At 32.5% G+C, this 19,517-nt stretch carries 19 protein-coding genes; 7 read left to right on the forward strand and 12 right to left on the reverse strand.

Annotated features, from left to right (window positions below; all coding sequences use genetic code 11):
* Positions 1–12: 12 nt before the first annotated feature.
* From LS72_RS05825 to LS72_RS05845, 5 genes are read right to left on the reverse strand one after another with little or no spacing between them, the layout of a single operon-like run.
* Positions 13–300 (reverse strand): hypothetical protein, encoded by a 288-nt coding sequence (locus tag LS72_RS05825; RefSeq protein WP_034552766.1) that lies wholly within the window; start codon positions 298–300, stop codon positions 13–15.
* The gene (locus tag LS72_RS05830) at positions 300–635 is read right to left on the reverse strand and encodes a hypothetical protein (RefSeq protein WP_052087219.1); all 336 of its coding nucleotides are present in this window, start codon (positions 633–635) and stop codon (positions 300–302) included. Before LS72_RS05830 ends, LS72_RS05825 begins: the two co-directional genes overlap by 1 nt.
* A 3-nt stretch (positions 636–638) precedes the next feature.
* Positions 639–908 carry a hypothetical protein gene (locus tag LS72_RS05835; protein WP_034552771.1) on the reverse strand — a complete coding sequence of 90 codons (270 nt, stop codon included), beginning with the start codon at positions 906–908 and terminating at the stop codon, positions 639–641.
* Positions 909–910: 2 nt separating this feature from the next.
* Entirely contained in the window at positions 911–1,510 is a 600-nt protein-coding gene (locus LS72_RS05840; protein WP_034552772.1) for a ferritin family protein, read from the reverse strand.
* Positions 1,510–1,872 (reverse strand): HMA2 domain-containing protein, encoded by a 363-nt coding sequence (locus tag LS72_RS05845; protein WP_052087220.1) that lies wholly within the window; start codon positions 1,870–1,872, stop codon positions 1,510–1,512. Before LS72_RS05845 ends, LS72_RS05840 begins: the two co-directional genes overlap by 1 nt.
* Positions 1,873–2,272: 400 nt before the next feature.
* On the opposite strand from LS72_RS05845, the gene glnA reads away from it, so the two are divergent.
* Positions 2,273–3,721, forward strand: a complete 1,449-nt coding sequence (gene glnA, locus LS72_RS05850; RefSeq protein ID WP_034552775.1) for a type I glutamate--ammonia ligase — start codon at positions 2,273–2,275, stop codon at positions 3,719–3,721.
* An 854-nt stretch (positions 3,722–4,575) separates the two neighbouring features.
* Here glnA and LS72_RS05855 read toward each other — a convergent pair.
* The 7 genes from LS72_RS05855 to LS72_RS05885 form a co-directional block, all read right to left on the reverse strand.
* Positions 4,576–5,865, reverse strand: a complete 1,290-nt coding sequence (locus LS72_RS05855; protein ID WP_034552778.1) for an RNA polymerase factor sigma-54 — start codon at positions 5,863–5,865, stop codon at positions 4,576–4,578.
* Entirely contained in the window at positions 5,862–6,584 is a 723-nt protein-coding gene (gene lptB, locus LS72_RS05860) for an LPS export ABC transporter ATP-binding protein (protein WP_034552781.1), read from the reverse strand. Before lptB ends, LS72_RS05855 begins: the two co-directional genes overlap by 4 nt.
* On the reverse strand, positions 6,577–6,993 hold the full coding sequence (gene tsaE, locus LS72_RS05865; RefSeq protein ID WP_034552783.1) for a tRNA (adenosine(37)-N6)-threonylcarbamoyltransferase complex ATPase subunit type 1 TsaE: 417 nt from the start codon (positions 6,991–6,993) through the stop codon (positions 6,577–6,579). The genes lptB and tsaE overlap by 8 nt, the downstream gene beginning before the upstream one ends.
* Positions 6,981–8,609, reverse strand: a complete 1,629-nt coding sequence (locus tag LS72_RS05870) for a DNA polymerase III subunit gamma/tau (RefSeq protein WP_034552786.1) — start codon at positions 8,607–8,609, stop codon at positions 6,981–6,983. The genes tsaE and LS72_RS05870 overlap by 13 nt, the downstream gene beginning before the upstream one ends.
* Positions 8,610–8,835: 226 nt before the next feature.
* On the reverse strand, positions 8,836–11,421 hold the full coding sequence (locus LS72_RS05875; protein ID WP_084590123.1) for an autotransporter outer membrane beta-barrel domain-containing protein: 2,586 nt from the start codon (positions 11,419–11,421) through the stop codon (positions 8,836–8,838).
* Positions 11,422–11,671: 250 nt separating this feature from the next.
* The gene (locus tag LS72_RS05880; RefSeq protein WP_034555398.1) at positions 11,672–12,349 is read right to left on the reverse strand and encodes a response regulator; all 678 of its coding nucleotides are present in this window, start codon (positions 12,347–12,349) and stop codon (positions 11,672–11,674) included.
* Position 12,350: 1 nt separating this feature from the next.
* The gene (locus tag LS72_RS05885; RefSeq protein WP_138155173.1) at positions 12,351–13,961 is read right to left on the reverse strand and encodes a sensor histidine kinase; all 1,611 of its coding nucleotides are present in this window, start codon (positions 13,959–13,961) and stop codon (positions 12,351–12,353) included.
* A gap of 143 nt (positions 13,962–14,104) precedes the next feature.
* On the opposite strand from LS72_RS05885, the gene LS72_RS05890 reads away from it, so the two are divergent.
* The 6 genes from LS72_RS05890 (at position 14,105) to LS72_RS05915 (ending at position 19,369) form a co-directional block, all read left to right on the forward strand.
* Positions 14,105–14,419, forward strand: a complete 315-nt coding sequence (locus LS72_RS05890) for a c-type cytochrome (RefSeq protein WP_034552268.1) — start codon at positions 14,105–14,107, stop codon at positions 14,417–14,419.
* Positions 14,420–14,444: 25 nt separating this feature from the next.
* Positions 14,445–15,521: an alanine racemase gene (locus LS72_RS05895; protein WP_034552270.1), complete on the forward strand. Its 1,077-nt coding sequence runs from the start codon at positions 14,445–14,447 to the stop codon at positions 15,519–15,521.
* 40 nt (positions 15,522–15,561) lie between these two features.
* Positions 15,562–16,596: a D-alanine--D-alanine ligase gene (locus tag LS72_RS05900; protein ID WP_034552273.1), complete on the forward strand. Its 1,035-nt coding sequence runs from the start codon at positions 15,562–15,564 to the stop codon at positions 16,594–16,596.
* Positions 16,596–17,324 (forward strand): alpha/beta fold hydrolase, encoded by a 729-nt coding sequence (locus LS72_RS05905; protein ID WP_034552275.1) that lies wholly within the window; start codon positions 16,596–16,598, stop codon positions 17,322–17,324. The genes LS72_RS05900 and LS72_RS05905 overlap by 1 nt, the downstream gene beginning before the upstream one ends.
* Positions 17,325–17,398: 74 nt before the next feature.
* Positions 17,399–18,859: a Mur ligase family protein gene (locus LS72_RS05910; protein ID WP_052087205.1), complete on the forward strand. Its 1,461-nt coding sequence runs from the start codon at positions 17,399–17,401 to the stop codon at positions 18,857–18,859.
* Positions 18,860–18,880: 21 nt separating this feature from the next.
* Complete coding sequence (locus LS72_RS05915; RefSeq protein ID WP_034552277.1) at positions 18,881–19,369, forward strand: HIT family protein; 489 nt, start codon at positions 18,881–18,883, stop codon at positions 19,367–19,369.
* Positions 19,370–19,517 lie beyond the last annotated feature (148 nt).

The following is a 19,517-nucleotide window of genomic DNA, read 5'->3' on the forward strand; positions in this document are numbered from 1 at the left end:
AGTTATTCTTGTTTATTCTTCAGAATTAACTTCAGCCTTAGCATCTTCATAACGTTCTTTTAGCTCTTCAATTCCTGCTTCAAAAATTCCACTTATTTTTGCAAAACCTTTAAAAATTGCTCTTTGTGCGTTTTCATTGGTTAAAATAAAAGTAGCCACTGCACCTATTAAAGCTCCTTTTAAAAAGTCCTTTTGTGCATTGGGATTGGTATTTCCAAAGAGACTATTTTTATTATTTTGTGTAGAGGTATTTGGATTGTTTTTTGTATAAGGATTGTTTGGGTGAGGTTGTGTATTCATTATTTTTCCTTTTGTGAAGTAAGCTTTGTATTAATTAATTGTGAGATTCCATAAACACTGGCTAATCCTAAAGCGATACAGGCAGTAGCTTCTAGAGTGTTGCGTAAAGGGTTTTTGGAAGTATTTCCTAAAGCATTAGTAGCAGCAATTCCACTAGCAGTGATAATGCCACCTTCTAATGTGGCTTTAAGTGCGCTTTTTAAAGCTTTGTTTTTGGAAGTATTTCCTTGTTTGTATTGTGAAAATTCATAGATTCCACTTAGCATACCGCCAATGATTGCTCCGCTAATGGCGTGCCCTACAATAGATCGTGATGTTCCTGTGTTTATAACCATTATTTATCCTTCTTTGTGCTTTGTGTTTTTTCTAGCACTACTTGTTTTCTTTGTAGTAGTTTCTTTATTAAGAAATTTTTGCTCTAAATCACCTTTTGCATCTTTAATGCTTTTTGAGAGTTTATTATAAGCTTTTAAAGAAATTTCTTTACCTTGATGAAAGCTTTTTTGGATATTTTTAGATTCTAAAATCTTTTTTAATGTCTTTCGTTTAGTAAATAACAACGCAGCTGTTGAACCTATAGCTAATCCTGCGATAAATGGTAATGGCATTTTTACTCCTTTTCTCTATTTAAAAATTCATTTAAGATGATTGCACCAAATGCACCTAGTATTATTCCCCCAATTAAAGAATAATTGAGTTTATTAAGAAAGCCCTCTAATTCTCCTTGTGAGAGATTTCCATTTTGTAATTGTGTGATGATAGTTCCAGTTTCATCTAAAAGAGCCTTTCCTTGATGAATCTGCTCTAAGGGATTTTTATTATTTTGCCTCAAACCATAAAGAAAGTTTTGCAAAGTAGGGATATGGTGATTAAAAGAAGCTGCTTGTAATAAATAGAAAGTATCTAAAGCCCTCATATCTGTTTCTTGAGTGATTAAGGTGTTATAAAGAGTAATGCCTGTGTTTTCGTTACTTATAGCATTTTGTAAAGTTTCTTCTAAGGTATTAGGCAAAATAGTGTTAATGTAAGGGTTGGTGGGTATAGGGATATTTAGGCTAGTGAGGTGTAAATTTAGAGCGTTAATATCTTGGAGTTTAGTGCTAAAAATTTGGTTAAAAGGAAAACCAAAAGTTTTAGAGGCATTAGCATAAAAACTATAGGCTTTGTATTCATTGTCTAAGGCTTGAGTCAAGTTTTCTTGTGTCGTCATTATAAGTCCTTTAGCATAATATTAATGGTTTGTGAAATTTCCTCTAGTCTTTCTCCTTTGAGGGAGAACTCCCAAAAACTTGGTTGCAAAAGATTAAAATCATATTCAATCGTTAAAGAACCCACGATTTTATTAAACTTTATCGCTTTAATAGCTGGAATTTTTTTAAGACATTCTAAGAGTGATTGTGCATCAACAGAGTTTTCTTCTACAGCGTTTTTGAGTTTTGAACTTGCCCGAAGTCTAATCCTCCCTTTGCTATGATGAATGATAGAAAAGTAAGTAGCAAGTATTTCTAAATCTTTGGGAGTGATTTGGTAGTTTTTAAGAGATCTTAGATTTTGAGGTTGATTAGGAGACATTGAAACTTCTTTTTTGGTTTTTAATCAAAGAATTGTAGTATAATACCATTAAAAAAAACTTAAATTATTAAAAATAAAATGAGAACCAAAAATAATCTTGAAATTACCTTATTTATTGCTATTTTTTAGGAGTAATATTCATAAATAAAAATAATAATAATTCTATATTTTTTACTTTCATACCCTTACAAATCTTTGCAAATCTTTAGAATATAAACTCCATTAAAGTTTTAATTTTTGAAGCTTAAGAAATTGAATACTGCATAACGAAATACTAATTTATTAAAGTTTTATCATTAGGGTTTTTGTGTAAATTAATGTTGGGTGTTTTTGGGAATACTTTAAAAAATTATTGTTATAATTTCGGGGTAAATTAATTGAGGAATTTAAGGAATAAATAATGAAAGAGGCTCTAAATAAACCAAAAGTTGATAAACAAGCTATAAAAAAATTTTTTGAAGTGTGTAAAGAAAATGAAGTAGAATTTATTGATTTTAGATTTACTGATATTAAGGGTATATGGCATCATTTGTCTTTTAGTGCTACTGCCATTGATGAGGAGAGTTTTGAGGGGATTGCCTTTGATGGAAGCTCTATTCCTGCTTGGCAACCTGTTGATAAATCCGACATGATTTTAATTCCTGACCCTATACGATATTTTATTGATCCTTTTACGGCTGATACTACTATGGTAGTATTTTGCGATATATGGGATATTTATAAAAATGAGCCTTATGAGAAATGTCCGCGAAGTATTGTTAAAAAAGCTATGCAACATTTAAAAGATTCTGGCATAGGGGATATTGCTTATTATGGTCCTGAAAATGAATTTTTTGTTTTTGATTCTATTAAAATGCGGGATTCTATAAATTGCCAGTATTATGAGATTGATACAGAAGAGGGGGAGTGGAATCGTTCTAAAGAATATGATGGCGTAAATTTGGGGCATCGTCCGGGACTTAAAGGGGGTTATTTTCCAGTAGCACCTGTGGATTCTATGGTAGATATAAGAGCAGAGATGGTGAAAGTTCTTAACCAAGTGGGATTAGAAACTTTTGTTGTGCATCACGAAGTAGCACAAGGACAAGGGGAGATAGGTGTGAAGTTTGGGGATATGCTTGAAGCGGCTGATAATGTGCAAAAGCTTAAATATGTTATTAAAATGGTAGCACATCTTAATGGTAAGAGTGCAACTTTTATGCCTAAGCCTCTATATAATGATAATGGTAGCGGAATGCATACACATATAAGCATTTGGAAGCGGGGGAAGAATCTCTTTGCAGGAGATGCTTATGAGGGAATGAGTGAGGAAGCTTTATATTTTTTAGGCGGAGTCTTAAAACACGCTAGAGGATTAGCGGCTTTTACTAATGCTTCTACAAATTCCTATAAACGATTAATACCCGGCTTTGAAGCTCCCTCTATTCTTACTTATTCTGCACAAAATAGAAGTGCGAGTATTAGGATTCCTTATAATAGCGGAGAGAAAGCTAAAAGGATGGAATTTCGGTTTCCTGATAGTTCTAGTAACCCTTATTTAGCGTTTGCTGCTTTATTGATGGCGGGATTAGATGGGATTAAAAATAAGATTCATCCCGGAGAGCCTATGGAAGTTAATCTTTTTGAGCTGACTTTAGATGAAGTGCGTGAGCAAGGTATTAAACAGCTTCCTCATACACTAAGGCACGCTATTGAAGAAATGTTAGTTGATAGAGAATATCTAAAGGTTGATAATGTCTTTAGTGAAACCTTTATCCAAACTTATAAGGCATATAAGTTTGAAACAGAGATTTGGCCTTGGGAGGGAAGACCTCATCCTTTTGAGTTTTTAACAACTTATAGTTGTTAATCCTAAAGCTTTCTTAGAATCTTACTAGCTTTTTAATAATGCTAAAAATATAATCTTTCATTTGGGGATTTAGTTACCATTAGAGGTTTTAATCCCCCCCCTTTTTTTGTGAGATACAATTAAAGTTCTCTTAATTGTGTATTAACATTACCTAAAGATTATCCATAATTCTCATTGAGTTATCTAACATAGTGCATTGATAATGTTAATTTGCCACATCTTGTAAGAAAATGTTTTCTGTAAAATAGCCTTTTATTGTATAAAAACCTACTAAATTTAACATATCAGCATATTGCTCTTAGCTACTCTTTAGTAATCTTTTATATTTATTATCCATTTTTATAACTATAAATGTTGTCAATAAATATCACTTGCTTCTGTGAATTTTGGTTAAATATAGCAATTTCTGTTTTAATGAGATTTACTTTAGCATTTTTTCTTGTAGCCTTTAATGGATGATATACCAAATAATAGAGCAAGAAGAGTTGTGATTTGCGATAGTTTTACTAATTGTCTATAAAGGGTATAGGATATTAGGAAATCACATATCTTTGCTCTTTGGGGTAGGCATTTTGTTTTTGTTATTCTTTTAGTTTTGCAATTTTCTCTTCTATTTCTTGCATTTTTTTCAAAGCCTCTCTTTGCACTTTATTGCTATACCCTTTAATGTAAGCACGAATCTTAGGAGGGAAATTTTACGCTTATTTTTATTATTTATAAATACTCCTTTAGTTGGTTTTAGAGATTCTCTAAGAAGTATAAATATTAATTTTATAGATTGGTTAAAATTTGTTCTTACATTTTAAAGTTACACTAAAAGATTTAATTTAAAGAGACCATAAAGCTTGTGGTAATTAAAGGGACATTTTATAGAGTTTTTTACGCTCACTAGAGCTTGCGATATTGAGTTGGGCTCTGTATTTTGTGATAGTTCGACGCACTATTTTAATGTCAAATTTTTCTTCGATAAGTTTTAGGATTTTTGTATCACTTAAGGGTTTTTGTTTATTTTCCTTCCTAATTAAATCCACTACAAAATCCTTAATAGTAACATTAGCTATTTCTTCATCAATAGCGGTAGCAAAAAATACTTTAAGGGGGAATATGCCACGGGAGCATTCTAGGAATTTATTAGAAATTGCTCTTGAAATAGTGCTTGGGGCGTGTCCAAATTCTTGGGCTAAATCTTTAAGTTTCATCGGTTTTATTTCTCCCCCTGTGAAAAACTCATATTGGTATTCTACAATCATAATGCCAATTTTATAAAGCGTTGCTTTTCGCATCTCTAGTGCATCTACCAAATCTCTAGCCTCTTTGGTTTTTATTTTAATAAATTCTTCTTTGGCTTTGAGATTTTTTTCTTTATGGAGATTTATTTCAATACCTGGATAATATTTTTCATTGATTTGCACTTGAATATTATTAGATTCTTGTCGGATTAAAATATCAGGGATAATCACTGCTTCTTTTTCATAAAAATCTAGCGCGGGAGGGTTTTTGAAACTTTGAATTACACGCATAGCCTCTTTGTAAAGGCATTCGTCTTTAAAGTGAATATGATGTTCTAAATCTTCTAAGATTTTTGAGCAAAGTTCAAAAATTTCAGATTTTATATCCATATTATCTAGTTGAAAGTAAAAGGATTCTTTTAAATTTTTTGCCCCAATTCCTGGTGGGTCAAGATAGGCAAAACGTTTGCGGATTTTTTCTATTTCTTCACTGCTGCAGCGACATTCTTTAGCCATATTTTCAATATCACCTTCAAAATACCCTTCCTCATTAAGGTTTTCTATGATTTTTAGGGCGATATTTTGTGAAGTTTGTGTGGGGAAAAGAGGGGGAATAATTTGTGCTAACAAGCTCTCTTCTAAGCTCTCCTCTTGGATGCAAAAATTTTCAATACTATCACTTAATCCTCCTCCTTGTCCCACTCTAGAACCTTTTGGGAGATTTCTATTTTTTTTGTAAGAGGAGAAGTTATTAGTTATTTTTGATTTTATATCAAAATAAGGATTGTCTTTTGCAAACTCTCCTAAGGTTTCCTCTAAATCTTGCATACCACTTTGCAAAATAGGTAACCAGCTTTTTAACGTGGAGGAGAGTTTGCTTTTAAGTGTCGTAGAAGCTTGGGTTTTTAATTTCATATTTTGAAATTTTCTCCTAGATAATGCTTCCTAACGAGTTCATTAGTATGAATCTCCTCTGAATTGCCACTTGCTAAAAGTTTCCCTTTATTAATCACATAAGCCCTATCGCAAACACTCAGTGTTTCACGCACATTATGATCGGTGATTAAAACCCCTATTTTAAAGGTTAAAAGTTTTTTAATAATATTTTGTATATCTAAAACTGCAATAGGATCAACCCCCGCAAAAGGTTCATCTAATAAAATAAATTTTGGTTTTTTAATAAGTGCCCTTGCAATCTCTACTCTTCTTCGCTCTCCACCGCTTAAGTTAATGCCTTTGCGATATCTTATAGGTTCGATGTTAAAAGTCTCTAAGAGTTCCTCTATCCGCTTAATTCTGTCTTTTTCTCTTGGAATAGATATTTCTGCGGCAATCCTTAGGTTTTCCTCTACGCTTAAGTCTTTAAAAACGCTACTTTCTTGGGGGAGATATCCAATACCTAATTTAGCCCTTTGGTGCAAACTTAGATGGGTAATTTCCTCATCATCTAAAAATACTCCTCCAACATCTGGGGATAAAAGCCCGCAAATGATATAAAAACTTGTTGTTTTTCCCGCCCCATTAGGTCCTAATAAACCTACAATTTCGCCGCTTTTTACTCTCACGGAGATATTAGAGATAATTTTTGTTTTTTTAATAATTTTAGATAGTTGCCTAGCTTCTAGTTTATACATAAATTTGGTATTCCCTTTCATCTTTTTGGGGTAAAATCTTAATAGTTGTAAAGCTTATTCCGACTTCTTGCAGTATTTTAGCTAATTTTTCATCCCCCCATTCTACAAAATGCCAACCTTCTTTTTCAATCTCCTCTAAAAATCCTAGCTCTAAAAGACTTTGCAAATCTTTTTGGTAAATATCATAATGGTAAATTTGATGGTCATATTCTTGTTTTATTAAAAAAGTTGGTGAAGTAACAAGACTTGTGCTTCCTAGATACTCTGCTATGGCTTTGATTAGAGTTGTTTTGCCGCTTGCTAAATTCCCCTCTAAAAGATAAATTCCTTTTTTGTTTTGAATTGCTAGGCTTTCAGCAAGCTTTGTAAGTTCATTTTCTTTTAGGGTGAGTGAAGTTAAGAGTTGCATAGATTTTCTTCTTTAAGGCGGACTTTGATTTGTCTAATTTCTAGTAATTCTTTTACATTTTTTAGAAGCGGAGTTTCTAGGGCTTGTGTAACTTCTGCTTTGGGGTCATTTGCCATAGGAGTTTGGGGGTTTTGTTGGGGGGTTGTAGGATTAGTGGTATGGGGGGGGGTAGTATCTAGGCTTGTAGCATTGGAATTAACGGGCAGAGTTTCTTGGGTTTTAGAAGATTCTTCTTTGCTTAGGGATTTAATTTGCGTTTGTAAGCCAAAAATCTCTAAAACGAGATTTTTAATAATAGAATAACTATTTCTTAATCGTTCTTTGTCAGTATCCTTTGCTTTGCTCTCCCATACTAGAAGATTATTATCAAAGGATATAAAAGTAATGTTTCTCTCAAAACATTCTCCTAAGTCATAATTCCTCTCATAGATTCTTTGGAGGAGTAATTGGAATAAAGAGGGGTTTTGTTTAGTTGAAGTAGGAGTTTGTGTGGTGGTAAGTGAAGGGATAGGAGAGGGGTTAGGCGATATTGGGATTTGTGGATGTTGGTTTTTTAAGTTTTCTATGGCAATATCAATTTCTTGAATTTGCATAGCTTCTAGCATTTTAAGGAGGCTTAAAGTCAGCACAAAATTATCATCAGAGCCTAAAAAGAGGAGTTCTTTAGCTTGAGCAATAATGCGAAAAAATCTATCAATAAGTATAACATTATAAGTGCTATCACTTTTTAAGAGTTTATCTTTAAGAAAAATACTCATTTCATCTAGGAGCATTTCGCTTTCATATTCTAAAAACCCTTCCATTTCTTTAAGTAGTTTGTCTCTATCATTATCTAAGATACATTCAAAGAGGGATTGCAGATTTTGGGGGTTGATAAGCCCTAACATATTCGCACAGGCATTGGCGGTGATATTGTAATTAGAATAGATAATAACTTGGTCTAGGAGTGTTAATGTATCCCTTAAAGATCCGCTTCCACTCCGTATTAGCATTTTTAAGGCTTCTTCTTCATAGGGAATACTTTCTTTTTGAAGGATGCTTTTTAAATGTTCTAAGATACTTTTATCGGAGATTCTTTTAAACCTAAAATGTTGCGTTCTGCTTAAAATCGTAGCAGGTAGCTTTAGAGGATCTGTTGTTGCAAGGATGAATTTAACATAAGGGGGGGGTTCTTCTAGGGTTTTTAAGAGAGCATTAAAGGCTTCTTTAGTTAGCATATGCACTTCATCAATGATAAAGATTTTGAATCTTCCCATATTAGGGTGGTATTTGGTTTGCTCTATAAGATCGCGAATATCATCAATTTTGCGGTTAGACGCACCATCAAGTTCAATAATATCAATGTGTCGCATTTTGTGAGGATTAGCAGCGATACAATTCGCACACTCTCCGCAAGGCTTTGCCTTAGGTCCATTTTCACATTGCAAAGATCTAGCGAAGATTCTAGCACTTGAAGTTTTACCACTTCCCCTTAATCCAGAGAATAAATAGGCGTGAGATAATCGCTTGGTATTTAAGGCTAAAGAGAGTGTTTTGCTAACGGATTCTTGCCCTACAAGTTCATCAAAATCTAAGGGGCGATATTTGAGTGCTAAAGCTTCATTGTGTTCTTGCATATTAAACCTAACTTATAAGGAAATATTGGAGTAAATTTTACTAAAAAAACGCTAAAACTTCATTAAGAAGTTGAAATAAAATCTTAGGTTAAAGGGGTTAAAAAGAATACAGCAAAAAGAGGCAATCTTAAAAAGATTGTCCCCCATAATAAAAACTTAAGAAGCCTGTTTAATTTCTTATTTAAGTTTGTAGTATTTGTTATTGTAATTTCTTTGATGTTATCTCTTAAAACTTATATTTAAGTCCTGTATTTATGCTTAAATAAGTTTCATTGGTCGAGTTAGATTTACCCGCTAAGATTTGCTTGATACCTCCTCCGATATTTAAAGAGAGATTTTCTTTAATATAGACATTCCCCCCAAAAGTAAGTTGTCCATAAGTCTTTTTCTTTTCATCATTACTGATTTTAAAGACAGAAGTAGAACCTGCAAATCTTGCTATATAATCATCCCCATTATTAACAACATATTGCTCTAGCTTAGGAGTGATATAAAAATAAGAGTTAGCCCCAAAATATTGTCTAGCCTCTAACCCTGCTTCTAAGCTTAGAGCATTGTTTGTTAAAGAGCGAATCTTTTTAGCTAAAGCGGTTCCGCTTTGTGCATAATTAGGGGTGAAACTATAATAGTAATTCACGCCACCAAAGGGTTTAATAAAAAATGCATTAGAAATTTGGAATACTTTTCCTATGCTTCCATTAAAACCAAAGAGTCTTCTTGTAAAATCTGCAGAATCTGTTCCTAAGGAATTATAATCATATTGATTAGTGGGGCTAAGTTGTGTATAGGCTTTTCCACCTACTTCCCAATCTTGTGCGAATTTTATGAGAGTATAAAGTCCTAATTGGTAGTTATTGCTTTGTTGCTTATTGGTTATGCTCTTAAGGGTAGAATTTGCATAAGTAAAGTATCCACCAAGTAAGAGATTAGTATTAATGTTTCTATCAATCCCTGCAGTGATACCATAAAATCCCCCATCATTATCCCCAATGATATTTAATCCCCCAAAGGCATTTGCCCAAAGACTAGATTTATACTCATCATAATAATTATAAGCTGCATCACTACTTAAGGCTGCAAATCGTTTAGTCTCTATATAGGGATTATTAAATCTTGCGATTCTATCCCCAATTGCCATATCATTGGCTACATTAATAGCCCCTAATTGGCTAGAAGTATTAGAAGTTTGTGTGGCTACTTGTCCTTGTGTTCTTGTATCTTTAAAGAAGTTTTCATGGGTTATAGCACTTAATACATCATTGGTATTGATATTAGAGGTAGAAAGAGCATTTAAAATGCTTAATGCTTCTTGCGTGTTTCCGCTTTGGGAGATGGAGGTGGTAGTATCCTTTAGGGTTGCTGCATCAAGAGCAGCGGAAAAGAGTTTATTGTCTTTTTTATTGACCAAGGTTACTAATACATTCTCTGCTACACTAGTATCCGCACCTTTTACCAACACATTAAGAATATCCTTTGTTGTAGTGTTTGTGTTGTTAAAAGTGTTTGTAGCTTGTATTTTGCCCTCAATATCTTTAAGAGCCTCCTCAATATTTTTGATGATTTGTGCCTTATTGCTAATATTTGTTTGATTGTAGATTTGTTTTGCATTTTCAAGATTCTTTTTAGCGGTTTCAAGATTCTTTTTCTCTCCTACAGAGAGGGTTGTTAGTTGGTTTTTAAGGAAATCGTCAATAGTTTTAGGATCTTTAAGACTTGCGGTGTTTATTTTGGAATTATTTACATTGACTTTTACAAAAATATTGTTTTTCTTCTCATCAACACGCAATTCGTATATATAGTTATCATTTTTTAAATCCTCCACTGCATCTACAAATATCCCATCTAGCAAGGAGGGTTTAGAAAGATAGGAGGCTACTTGCCTGTCATAAGTTACATTAAGTTTTGCTCCGTTAGAGGGCTTCCAAGTCTTATCGCTTTGTTGTTGTAAGATACTTGTGTTATTTGTTTCTACAATATCTACTCCCTCTTTTGCAAAAAGTAGTGTTTTATCATCACTTAAAGGGTTGTTATTGGTTATAATCTCAAAGTCGCTTTTGGAGTTAATCGTAGCTTTTCCACTAACATTGATAAAGCCATCATTATAAAAACCAAAAATTGTACTCCCCTTTGTTGTAAAGTTTCCCCTAATGTTTAAAATACCCGTCTTTAAGGTGCTAGTATCACTTAGAGCATTAGCTATACGAATAGCTTCCTCATCAAAATTAGCAATGCTAGAATCAGGTTTTTTAGTAGTAGTAAGTGTAACTTTCTCTTCATTGAGTTTCTTGAAAATATGGATAATATTAATATCTTCATTCGTCAAGGTAGCAAGATTAATGATGCTATTATTTTCTGCGACAACATCACCTATAATATCAAGCTTACTCGCTAAAGCACTCAGAACAGAAATATTTTGTAAAGTGGTATTGGCTGTAATCTTAGAATCCCTTAAGATGTTTATCTCACCTCCATTCTCTACCCCCTCTTTAGCACTAATATTAAGGCTATAGAATTTGTCTTTCTTGTCTTTATCGGTATAATACCCAATTTCTATATCCTTTTCGATGGTTACTTTTTTATCGGTGGTTAGTGTGATAGTATTAATGGGTTGTTGAAGTTGGGTTAATGCCCCCTTAATAGTTACACCTTCGCTTTTAATCTTGGAATCTGCTTTTACACTCCAATTTCCATTGTTTGATCGGAAGTTATTGGTAAAATCTTGACTATTTGTAATATCCACTGCATAAGCTGAAATAGCACCTAAAATACCAAAGCTTATTAAAGCTTTTGAACTAATTGATGAAATGCCCATTCATTCTCCTTGTTTAAAATATAAAATGAGACTTTTATTATGCCCCCCCCCCCCGCTGAATATTTGATTAAACTCCTGCCTTTTTGTGAAAATTTTTAGAATTGTGGAGTTTGGTAACTCTTAAGTTAAATTTAAGAATTTTTAGGAGTTTTGGGGTAGTTTATGGAAGTTTGAGGGAGGGGTTAGTTTATGGAAATTTTGGGATTAGGCTAGGGTAATCTTAGAAGCTTTCATCGGAGGATTTTGTCGTTTATAGGGAATCTTTATAGGTTGAAATATCAGGTTGGAGTTTATAGATTTTGTTTTTTAATCGGACTAATAATCCTGTATCTATGAGCTGTCTGAAGGTTTTTACAACGGTGGGTTTGCTAACCTTAAGCTGCTCTACTATATCTTCATAGGAGCCATAAAAGATATTATCTTTATCGCTATTTTCGATTAAGTATTTGATAATTTCTATTTTTTTACCTCCGACAAAAACAGAGATAGCGTTTAATAAAACATTTTTTTCGTGGAGTTGTTTAGCTTGGAATTTTGGTAAAGTTGCTTTTAAAATGGTTTTTAAAATATCTTCTATATCAATGGGCTTTAGGATATATCCATCTACCCTCAATTCTATACAATCTAGTAGATATTGGGTTTCTGTGTGGGCTGTAGCGATAATAACTGCCATATCCCATAGGGGGTTTTTCTTAATCTCTTTAATGAGATTAATGCCATTTAGCTTTGGCATTAAAATATCTGTAATTACTAAATCAATATTTTGTGTTTTTAGAATCTCTAGGGCTTCTTTGCCATTTCTAGCGGTAAAAAATTCTTTTACATAGTCTTCTAAAGCCATTTTTGCGAATTTTAAAATATCTTCTTCATCCTCTACATAGAGGATTTTTAGTTTTTTTAAGAGTGTTTCATTCTTTTTTGAGGGCATTTTATCTTCCTAAGTTTTGTTGTTCGTCATTTTCATTATTTTTTGTGGGGATAGAAATGATAAACTGCGCCCCATAAAAATCATTTTCTAAAACCTTAAAGGGTTGTGGTAGCATTGGTAGTGTTGCTCTCCAATAGGTGTTTTTTACTTCAATACTTCCTTGCATTTGCTTTTCAATGATTTGTTTAGACATATAAAGTCCAATTCCTGTTCCAACGGATTTATGCTTTGTAGTAAAGTAAGGTTCAAAGATTTTTTGAATATCATCAAGCTTTACCCCTCCTGCATTATCCATAAAAAATATTTTAACATAATCTTTTTGAATTACCGGTTCTTCAATAACAAGGATTAGGATTTTAGGGTTTGGTATTTTTCGCTCTTGTAAAACATCCTGAGCGTTTTTAATGAGATTTAAAATTACTTGGGAAAAAGCATTTTTATAACCATAAAGCATTGTTGTTTGAGGGCATAATATGTTTAATTCTATCTCGCTTTGTTTTAAGAAGGCATCTACAAGCGAGATAGAATCCTCTAGGTTTTCTTTGAGATTAAAAGATTCCTTTTGGCTAGAATTGTGAAAAAAATTCCGAAAATCTTCAATGGTTCTTGACATTTTTTTAGCGATTTTTAATCCATCCTCTACTTGGGTATCAATGAAGTCTTTGGTGAGCTTTCCATTTTGGGATTTAACTTTAAAAGTTTGGATAAGTAGCATAAGAGCATTTAGGGGTTGTCTCCATTGGTGTGCAATATTTCCTATCATCTCTCCCATACTTGCTAATCTTGCTTGTTGATACATAATTTGGTCTTTTTTTCGGCTTTCTAAGACTTCTTTTTCAATGGTTTCTTGTAAGGAGTTATTGAGATTTTGTAATTCTTTGGTTTTTTCTTGCACTTTTGATTCTAAGAGCATATGGAGGGTTTTGATATTTTGTAAGATTAAGAAACTTAAGCATAAAGTAATCAGCATAATAAGGCACATAATCCCTAATACCACTTTATGGAGTATATTATAGAGTATATTATTACGTTCTTTTTCTATTTCAATAAGCTTTAAGTTGTTGCTTATAATCTTAGAAATTTGTCTATTTAATTGGTTGATAGAAGTTTTTAGGGATTCCTCTTGGATATTTTCTCCTCCTAAGATACCATTAAGCGGGGTTAAGAACTCTTGAATTTGTCTATTTAGGTTTTGCGAATTTTCTAAATTGCTTTTTAAAATATCCCTTTCTTTAGTGGTTTTGGTTTCTTCAATGAAAAAGTGATAAATTCTAAGCCCGAGTTCTCTAAGGATATTATGGTTTGCTAAATGGCTTTGGCTTTGTTGATAGTTTTCCCAAATTTCTTGAATTTTTTCTTGGTTTTCTAAAAAGATAATTTTTTCTTCCTCTATAGAGGGTAGATTTTGCATTTGATTGATGATTTGTCGGATTGCTTCTAATTCTATCAAGGAATGATTGTATTGTGTAAAGAGACTATCATAATCAGATTTTAAACTAAAATAGAAAATATAAGAAATAATAGCTAAAGATAGTAAGCCAGAGGCAATATTAAAGACTAAAATTCGAGCTTTTGCTTCTAAAGAAGTCCCAAATAATTTTGTTTTTCCCAAGCTTTTTAAACCTCTTAATGAAATTTTTAAAATTCTATCCTAAAAAAGACTTTATTTAATAATTTTTTTATGCAAAAAGTGTATGATTGCATTCAAACCTAACAAGTAGGTTTGAATCTTGAAAAAGAATTAAGGAGAACATTATGAAAAAAGTTCTATTAAGTTTGGTGTTGGCAAGTGGTTTTTTAATGGCAGCTGATGGTGCTGATATTTATAAAAAATGTATAGCCTGTCACGGGGTTAATGGAGACAAAGTAGCCCCTGGAAGCAAAGGTGGAGTTACAATTGGTGGTATGGATAAAGCAAGATTGATTGAACAGCTTCACGGATATGCAGCAGGAACAGCTGATAATGGTGGTGCAAAGCAAATTATGTATGCTAATATGAAAAGCTGGAAATTGTCAGATGCGGATATTGAAGCTGTAGCAGACTATATCTCAAAACTTCCTAAAAAATAATCCCCCCCCCTTATTTGGGGACAATATGCCCTATATCCAAATCCATTCACAGAATTTTTTTGATAATTTTCATACGCTTTCTCAAGCAATATCCCCTAATAATCCTCAAAAACTTGCTATTGTTTTAAAAGATAATGCCTATGGACACGGGTTAAAAGAAATAGCGACTTTAGCTAAAAAATGTGGAATTATTTCTTGTTTTGTTAAAAATATTCAAGAGGCGTTAGAGGTTATTGATTGGTTTCCGCATATTAGTATTTTATACCCAAATGCTTTAGAAAATCCCTCTCTCTTTAAACAATGTTTGGAGTCTCCTAATATTTATTTTTGTATCTCTGCTTTAGAGAAATTGCCGGATTATCCGCCTTTAAGTAGGATTGAACTAAAGATTAATACAGGGATGAATCGTAATGGCATTGCTTATAATTCTTTAAAAGAAGCTTTTGAGCTTATTGTTAAAAACAAATTGCAGCTTGTAGGAATCTTTACCCATAATGGTTTTGGGGATAACTTTGGTTGTGAGTTTTATACCCAAAATGCTGTATTTTTAGCAGTTAAAAAAGAAGTTTTAAAACTTTGTGAGAAATACTCCCTACCTAAGCCTCGCTTTCACTCTCTTTGCTCTTCAGCTGGATTAAGGGTTAATAAAGACCTTAGCATTCCTCAATCTTTACAAGATGATTGTTATCGTATCGGTATTGCTTTTTATGGGTATTTATGCCAAGAAGAGATTTTAAATATCCCTATACATTTGAAGCCTATCGCCTCTCTTTGGGCGAAAAAAATTTCTTCAAGAATGCTTAAAAAGGGAGAGAGGGTAGGTTATGGAGGAATTTCTGTCTTAAGTAGGGATTGTGTAGTTAGTACTTATGATATTGGTTATGGGGATGGGCTTTTTCGCTTAAGGGAGGGAATGGAGCTTTATACCAAAGAGGGTTTTAAGATTTTGCCTCCTGCTTCTATGGATTGTCTTAGTGTAGAGAGTGAAAAAGAAGAGATTTGTGTGTTTGATAATGTAGAGAAATGGGCGGAGGCTTTTAATACTATTCCTTATGAGATTTTAGTGCATTTGCATTCTAGCATACCCAAAAAGATAATATAAATGGTATGATTGCGTTATTAATCTCTACATAAGGAAAGTCGTGAATCTTTGTCTTTTATTTGGTGGAAAGACCTATGAGCATGAAATTAGTATTGTCAGTGCAATTGCTCTAAAAAAGCTTTTTTCACATTTGCATTTTTTTATTTTTTTAGACGATAATCATCATTTTTATCTTATCCCCGCTAATAAGATGCAATCAAAACTTTTTAGCTCTAAGGATTATAAAAAAGAAAAACAAATCCACCCTAAAGAAGGTGGATTTTTTTATAAGACTCTATGGGGTGAGAAGTGTTTAGATTTTTCTGTGATTTTAAATCTTATCCACGGCTTTGATGGTGAAGATGGCGTGATTGCCTCACTTTTGGAATTTTATAATATTCCTTATATTGGACCTAGGAATCCTGCTTGTGTATTAAGCTGTGATAAAGAGCTTACTAAGCTTTATGCAAAAAGTCGGGGAATACAAACTCTAGATTATAAGATTCTCTATAAAGGCGATACGCTTAATGGGGTAGATTATCCTGTAATTATAAAACCTGCAAGGCTTGGTAGTTCCTTAGGTATTGCTATAGCCAAACACCAAACAGAGTTAGAATATGCAATAGAACAGGCTTTTGAATATGATGAGAAAGTATTAATTGAACCCTTTTTTAAGAATATTAAAGAATATAATTTAGCGGGTTATAAAGCTAAAGATGGTATGCACTTTTCTTTTATTGAAGAGCCACAAAAACAAGAGATTTTAGATTTTGAGAAAAAATACCTTGATTTTGCACGCACACAAAATGCTAAAGAAGCTGCTATTGATGAAACTTTAAAACAATCCTTGCAAGAAGCCTTTAAAAAGATTTATGAGAATTGCTTTGAGGGGGCTTTAATCCGTTGTGATTTTTTCTTTAAAGATTCTATTATTTATTTAAATGAGATTAATCCCATACCTGGAAGTATGGCAAATTATTTATTCTACGATTTTTCTAAAGATTTACAAAATCTTGCACAAAATCTCCCGATACAAAAGAATCTTAAAATTTCTTATGAGTTTTTGCATAAAATTCACTTTGCTAAAGGTAAATAGTGGCACAAAAGACACTAGTATTTAGGGGTGAAATGTTTGGTATCTCTTATGAGTTTATAAATTTTGACATTTCTAAAACATTGGTTTTTTTGCACGGCTGGGGTTCAAATAAAGCTTTAATGAAACAGGCCTTTGAGGATTGTTTTAAAGAATATCGACATTTATATATTGATATGCCTGGATTTGGAAACTCTACACTCCCATCTTTTGGGCTTACTTCTAAAGATTATCAAGCCATTTTAACACTTTTTTTAGAGGCTTTAAAGGTAGAACCTTTTGCGATTTTTGGGCATAGTTTTGGAGGCAAGATTGCGACTTTATTAAATCCTAAGAATCTTGTTCTTTTAAGTAGTGCTGGGATTTTGCTACCTAAGCCTTTTTGTGTAACTTCTAAGATTAAGATAAGCAAAATCCTTAAACATTTTCCCTATTTTCATAATATTATGAAAGTTTTTCTACGCTCTAAGGATGTTGCTGGTATGGAAGAGGTAATGTATCAAACTTTTAAAAATGTCGTTGATGAGGATTTTTCAGCAACATTTGCACATTTTAAAAATAAAGCTTGGATTTTTTGGGGGGAGGATGATACGGTAACTCCTTTGTATGCAGGAGAGAAAATACATTCTTTAATCAAAGATTCAAGCTTTTTTACCCTACAGGGGGATCATTATTTCTATCTAACCCAAGCAAAAGCCATTGAAACTAGCCTTATGGGAGCATTTTCTTAAAAGAATAAAGTGATTGATTCATTCTTTAACTTTATTTTGTTAAAATCTCTAAATTTAGATTGAAGGATTGCATAGTGCAGAATATTGATTTTTTCATTATGACAACAAGATGGATTTTTCTTATTGCACTTGGGTATTACATTATTACTAATTTACAATGGTATCATTATAAAATTTCACGCGTTATTTTTAAACATCATAAGCAAAAATGGCATTTACTTTATTTTGTTTTACCTATTATTTGTTTTATTTTTCTTCCCCATGATATTTATTTTTATCTTTTGATTTATTTTTATCTTATATTTTTTGGATATTGGATTTTCAATCTTAGTAACAAACTTATTTTTACAGGGAGAGTGCTTCGATTTTTTGGGCTTTATATTATTTTTATTCTTTTTAATGAGTTGCTTTTATTGAGTATTGCAAAACCCTCTATTCTTATACAAATTGTTTATTTATTCCCTTTGCCTATATCTCTTGCTCTTTCTTTGGTAATAGAGAAAATTTTGCTTAATCGCTATAAGAAAGTCGCTCAAGATAAATTAGAAAGTATGCATAATTTAATCATCATTGTTATTACAGGGAGTTATGGTAAAACAAGCTTAAAGAATTTTTTGTTTCAAGTTTTGCAAGAATCTTTTAAAGTTTATGCCACCCCACGCAGTGTTAATACTCTGACAGGTATTATTGCAGATATTAACCAAAACCTTTCACCTTTGAATGATGTTTATATTGTTGAAGCAGGAGCTAGAGGGTTGGGGGATATTCAAGAAATTATTGATTTAGTAGCTCCTCAAATTGTCGTAGTAGGCAAGATTGGAGCAGCCCATATTGAATACTTTAAAAACATAGAGACAATTTATAAGGCAAAATATGAGATTTTAGAGAGTAGGCGCTTACAGAGGGTGTATATTTATAAAGATAATATTCAACCCACTATTTGTCTTGTGCCTATTGTAAATTTTCCGCAAAATATTAGTAATATAGAAGCAACTTTAAATGGCACAGATTTTGATTTAGAAATACAAGGTGAGAAATTACATCTAAGCACCCCTGTTTTGGGAGCTTTTAATGCTATTAATATTAGTGCAGTGATTGCTATATCTAAAGATTTGGGTATGAAAAATGAGAGCATTATTAAGCAAGTTTCTAAATTAGAGCCTATTAATCATCGCTTAAGTAAAATTGTTGTGAATGATAAGGTTATTTTAGATGATAGTTATAATGGGAATCTTGATGGTATGCTTGAAGCCATTAGGCTTGCTTCTTTGCATAATGGTAGAAAAGTTATTGTTACTCCTGGTTTGGTAGAGAGTAATAAAGAATTTAATGTTGCTTTAGCTAAAGCTATTAATAGTGTTTTTAGTGTTGCTATTATCACAGGGGAGCTAAATTCAAAGATTTTACAAGAGAATATTTCTAATCCTCTGAAAGTGATTTTAAAAGATAAAAGCAATATTGAAGGGATTTTAAAATCTATAACAAAACCCGGAGATTTAATCTTGTTTGCTAATGATGCTCCAAGTTATATTTAATGTGGATTTAATGGAGGGATAATGGAATATTTATATGCACCTTGGAGGAGTGGATACTTTAAAGAAAGTCAAGAGGAATGTATTTTTTGTCAAATTTCAAACCAAAATCTTGATATACCTAATAGAGTCTTTTATCGTGATGATAAAATATTTTGTGTGATGAATAAATACCCTTATGTTCCGGGACATTTTCTTATTATTCCTCATCATCATACCGATACCCCTTGTGATTTGAAAGAAGATATTTGGTTGCATTTGCAAAAATTTGCACAAAAGGGCATAGGGTTACTTAATGAATTTGGAGCAAAGGGGATTAATATGGGAATGAATATCAAGCAAGTAGGCGGTGCAGGTATTCCAGGGCATATCCATTTGCATCTTATTCCTAGATTTTTTGGCGATACAAATTTTTTTACAACTATTGGTGATTGTAGAGCCTATGGGGTGGATTTTGAGGAGATTTATTGGAGGATTAAAGAGCTGTCTTTGAAGTATTTTGTAGAAAACTAGAAATCTTTGGATGAAGATTCCTTTTTGGGTTTGTTAGAGGGGGGGGGTTAATCTTAGAATATATTAGGATATGTAAGTGATGATGAGGCAGCTTTACAAGGACTTTGGTTATTGTTTTTAGACTACCTTAAATTGTAAAGAGAGTAGG

The sequence above is a fragment of the Helicobacter apodemus genome (assembly GCF_000765745.2).
In the GTDB taxonomy this organism is placed as follows: Bacteria; Campylobacterota; Campylobacteria; order Campylobacterales; family Helicobacteraceae; genus Helicobacter_D; species Helicobacter_D apodemus.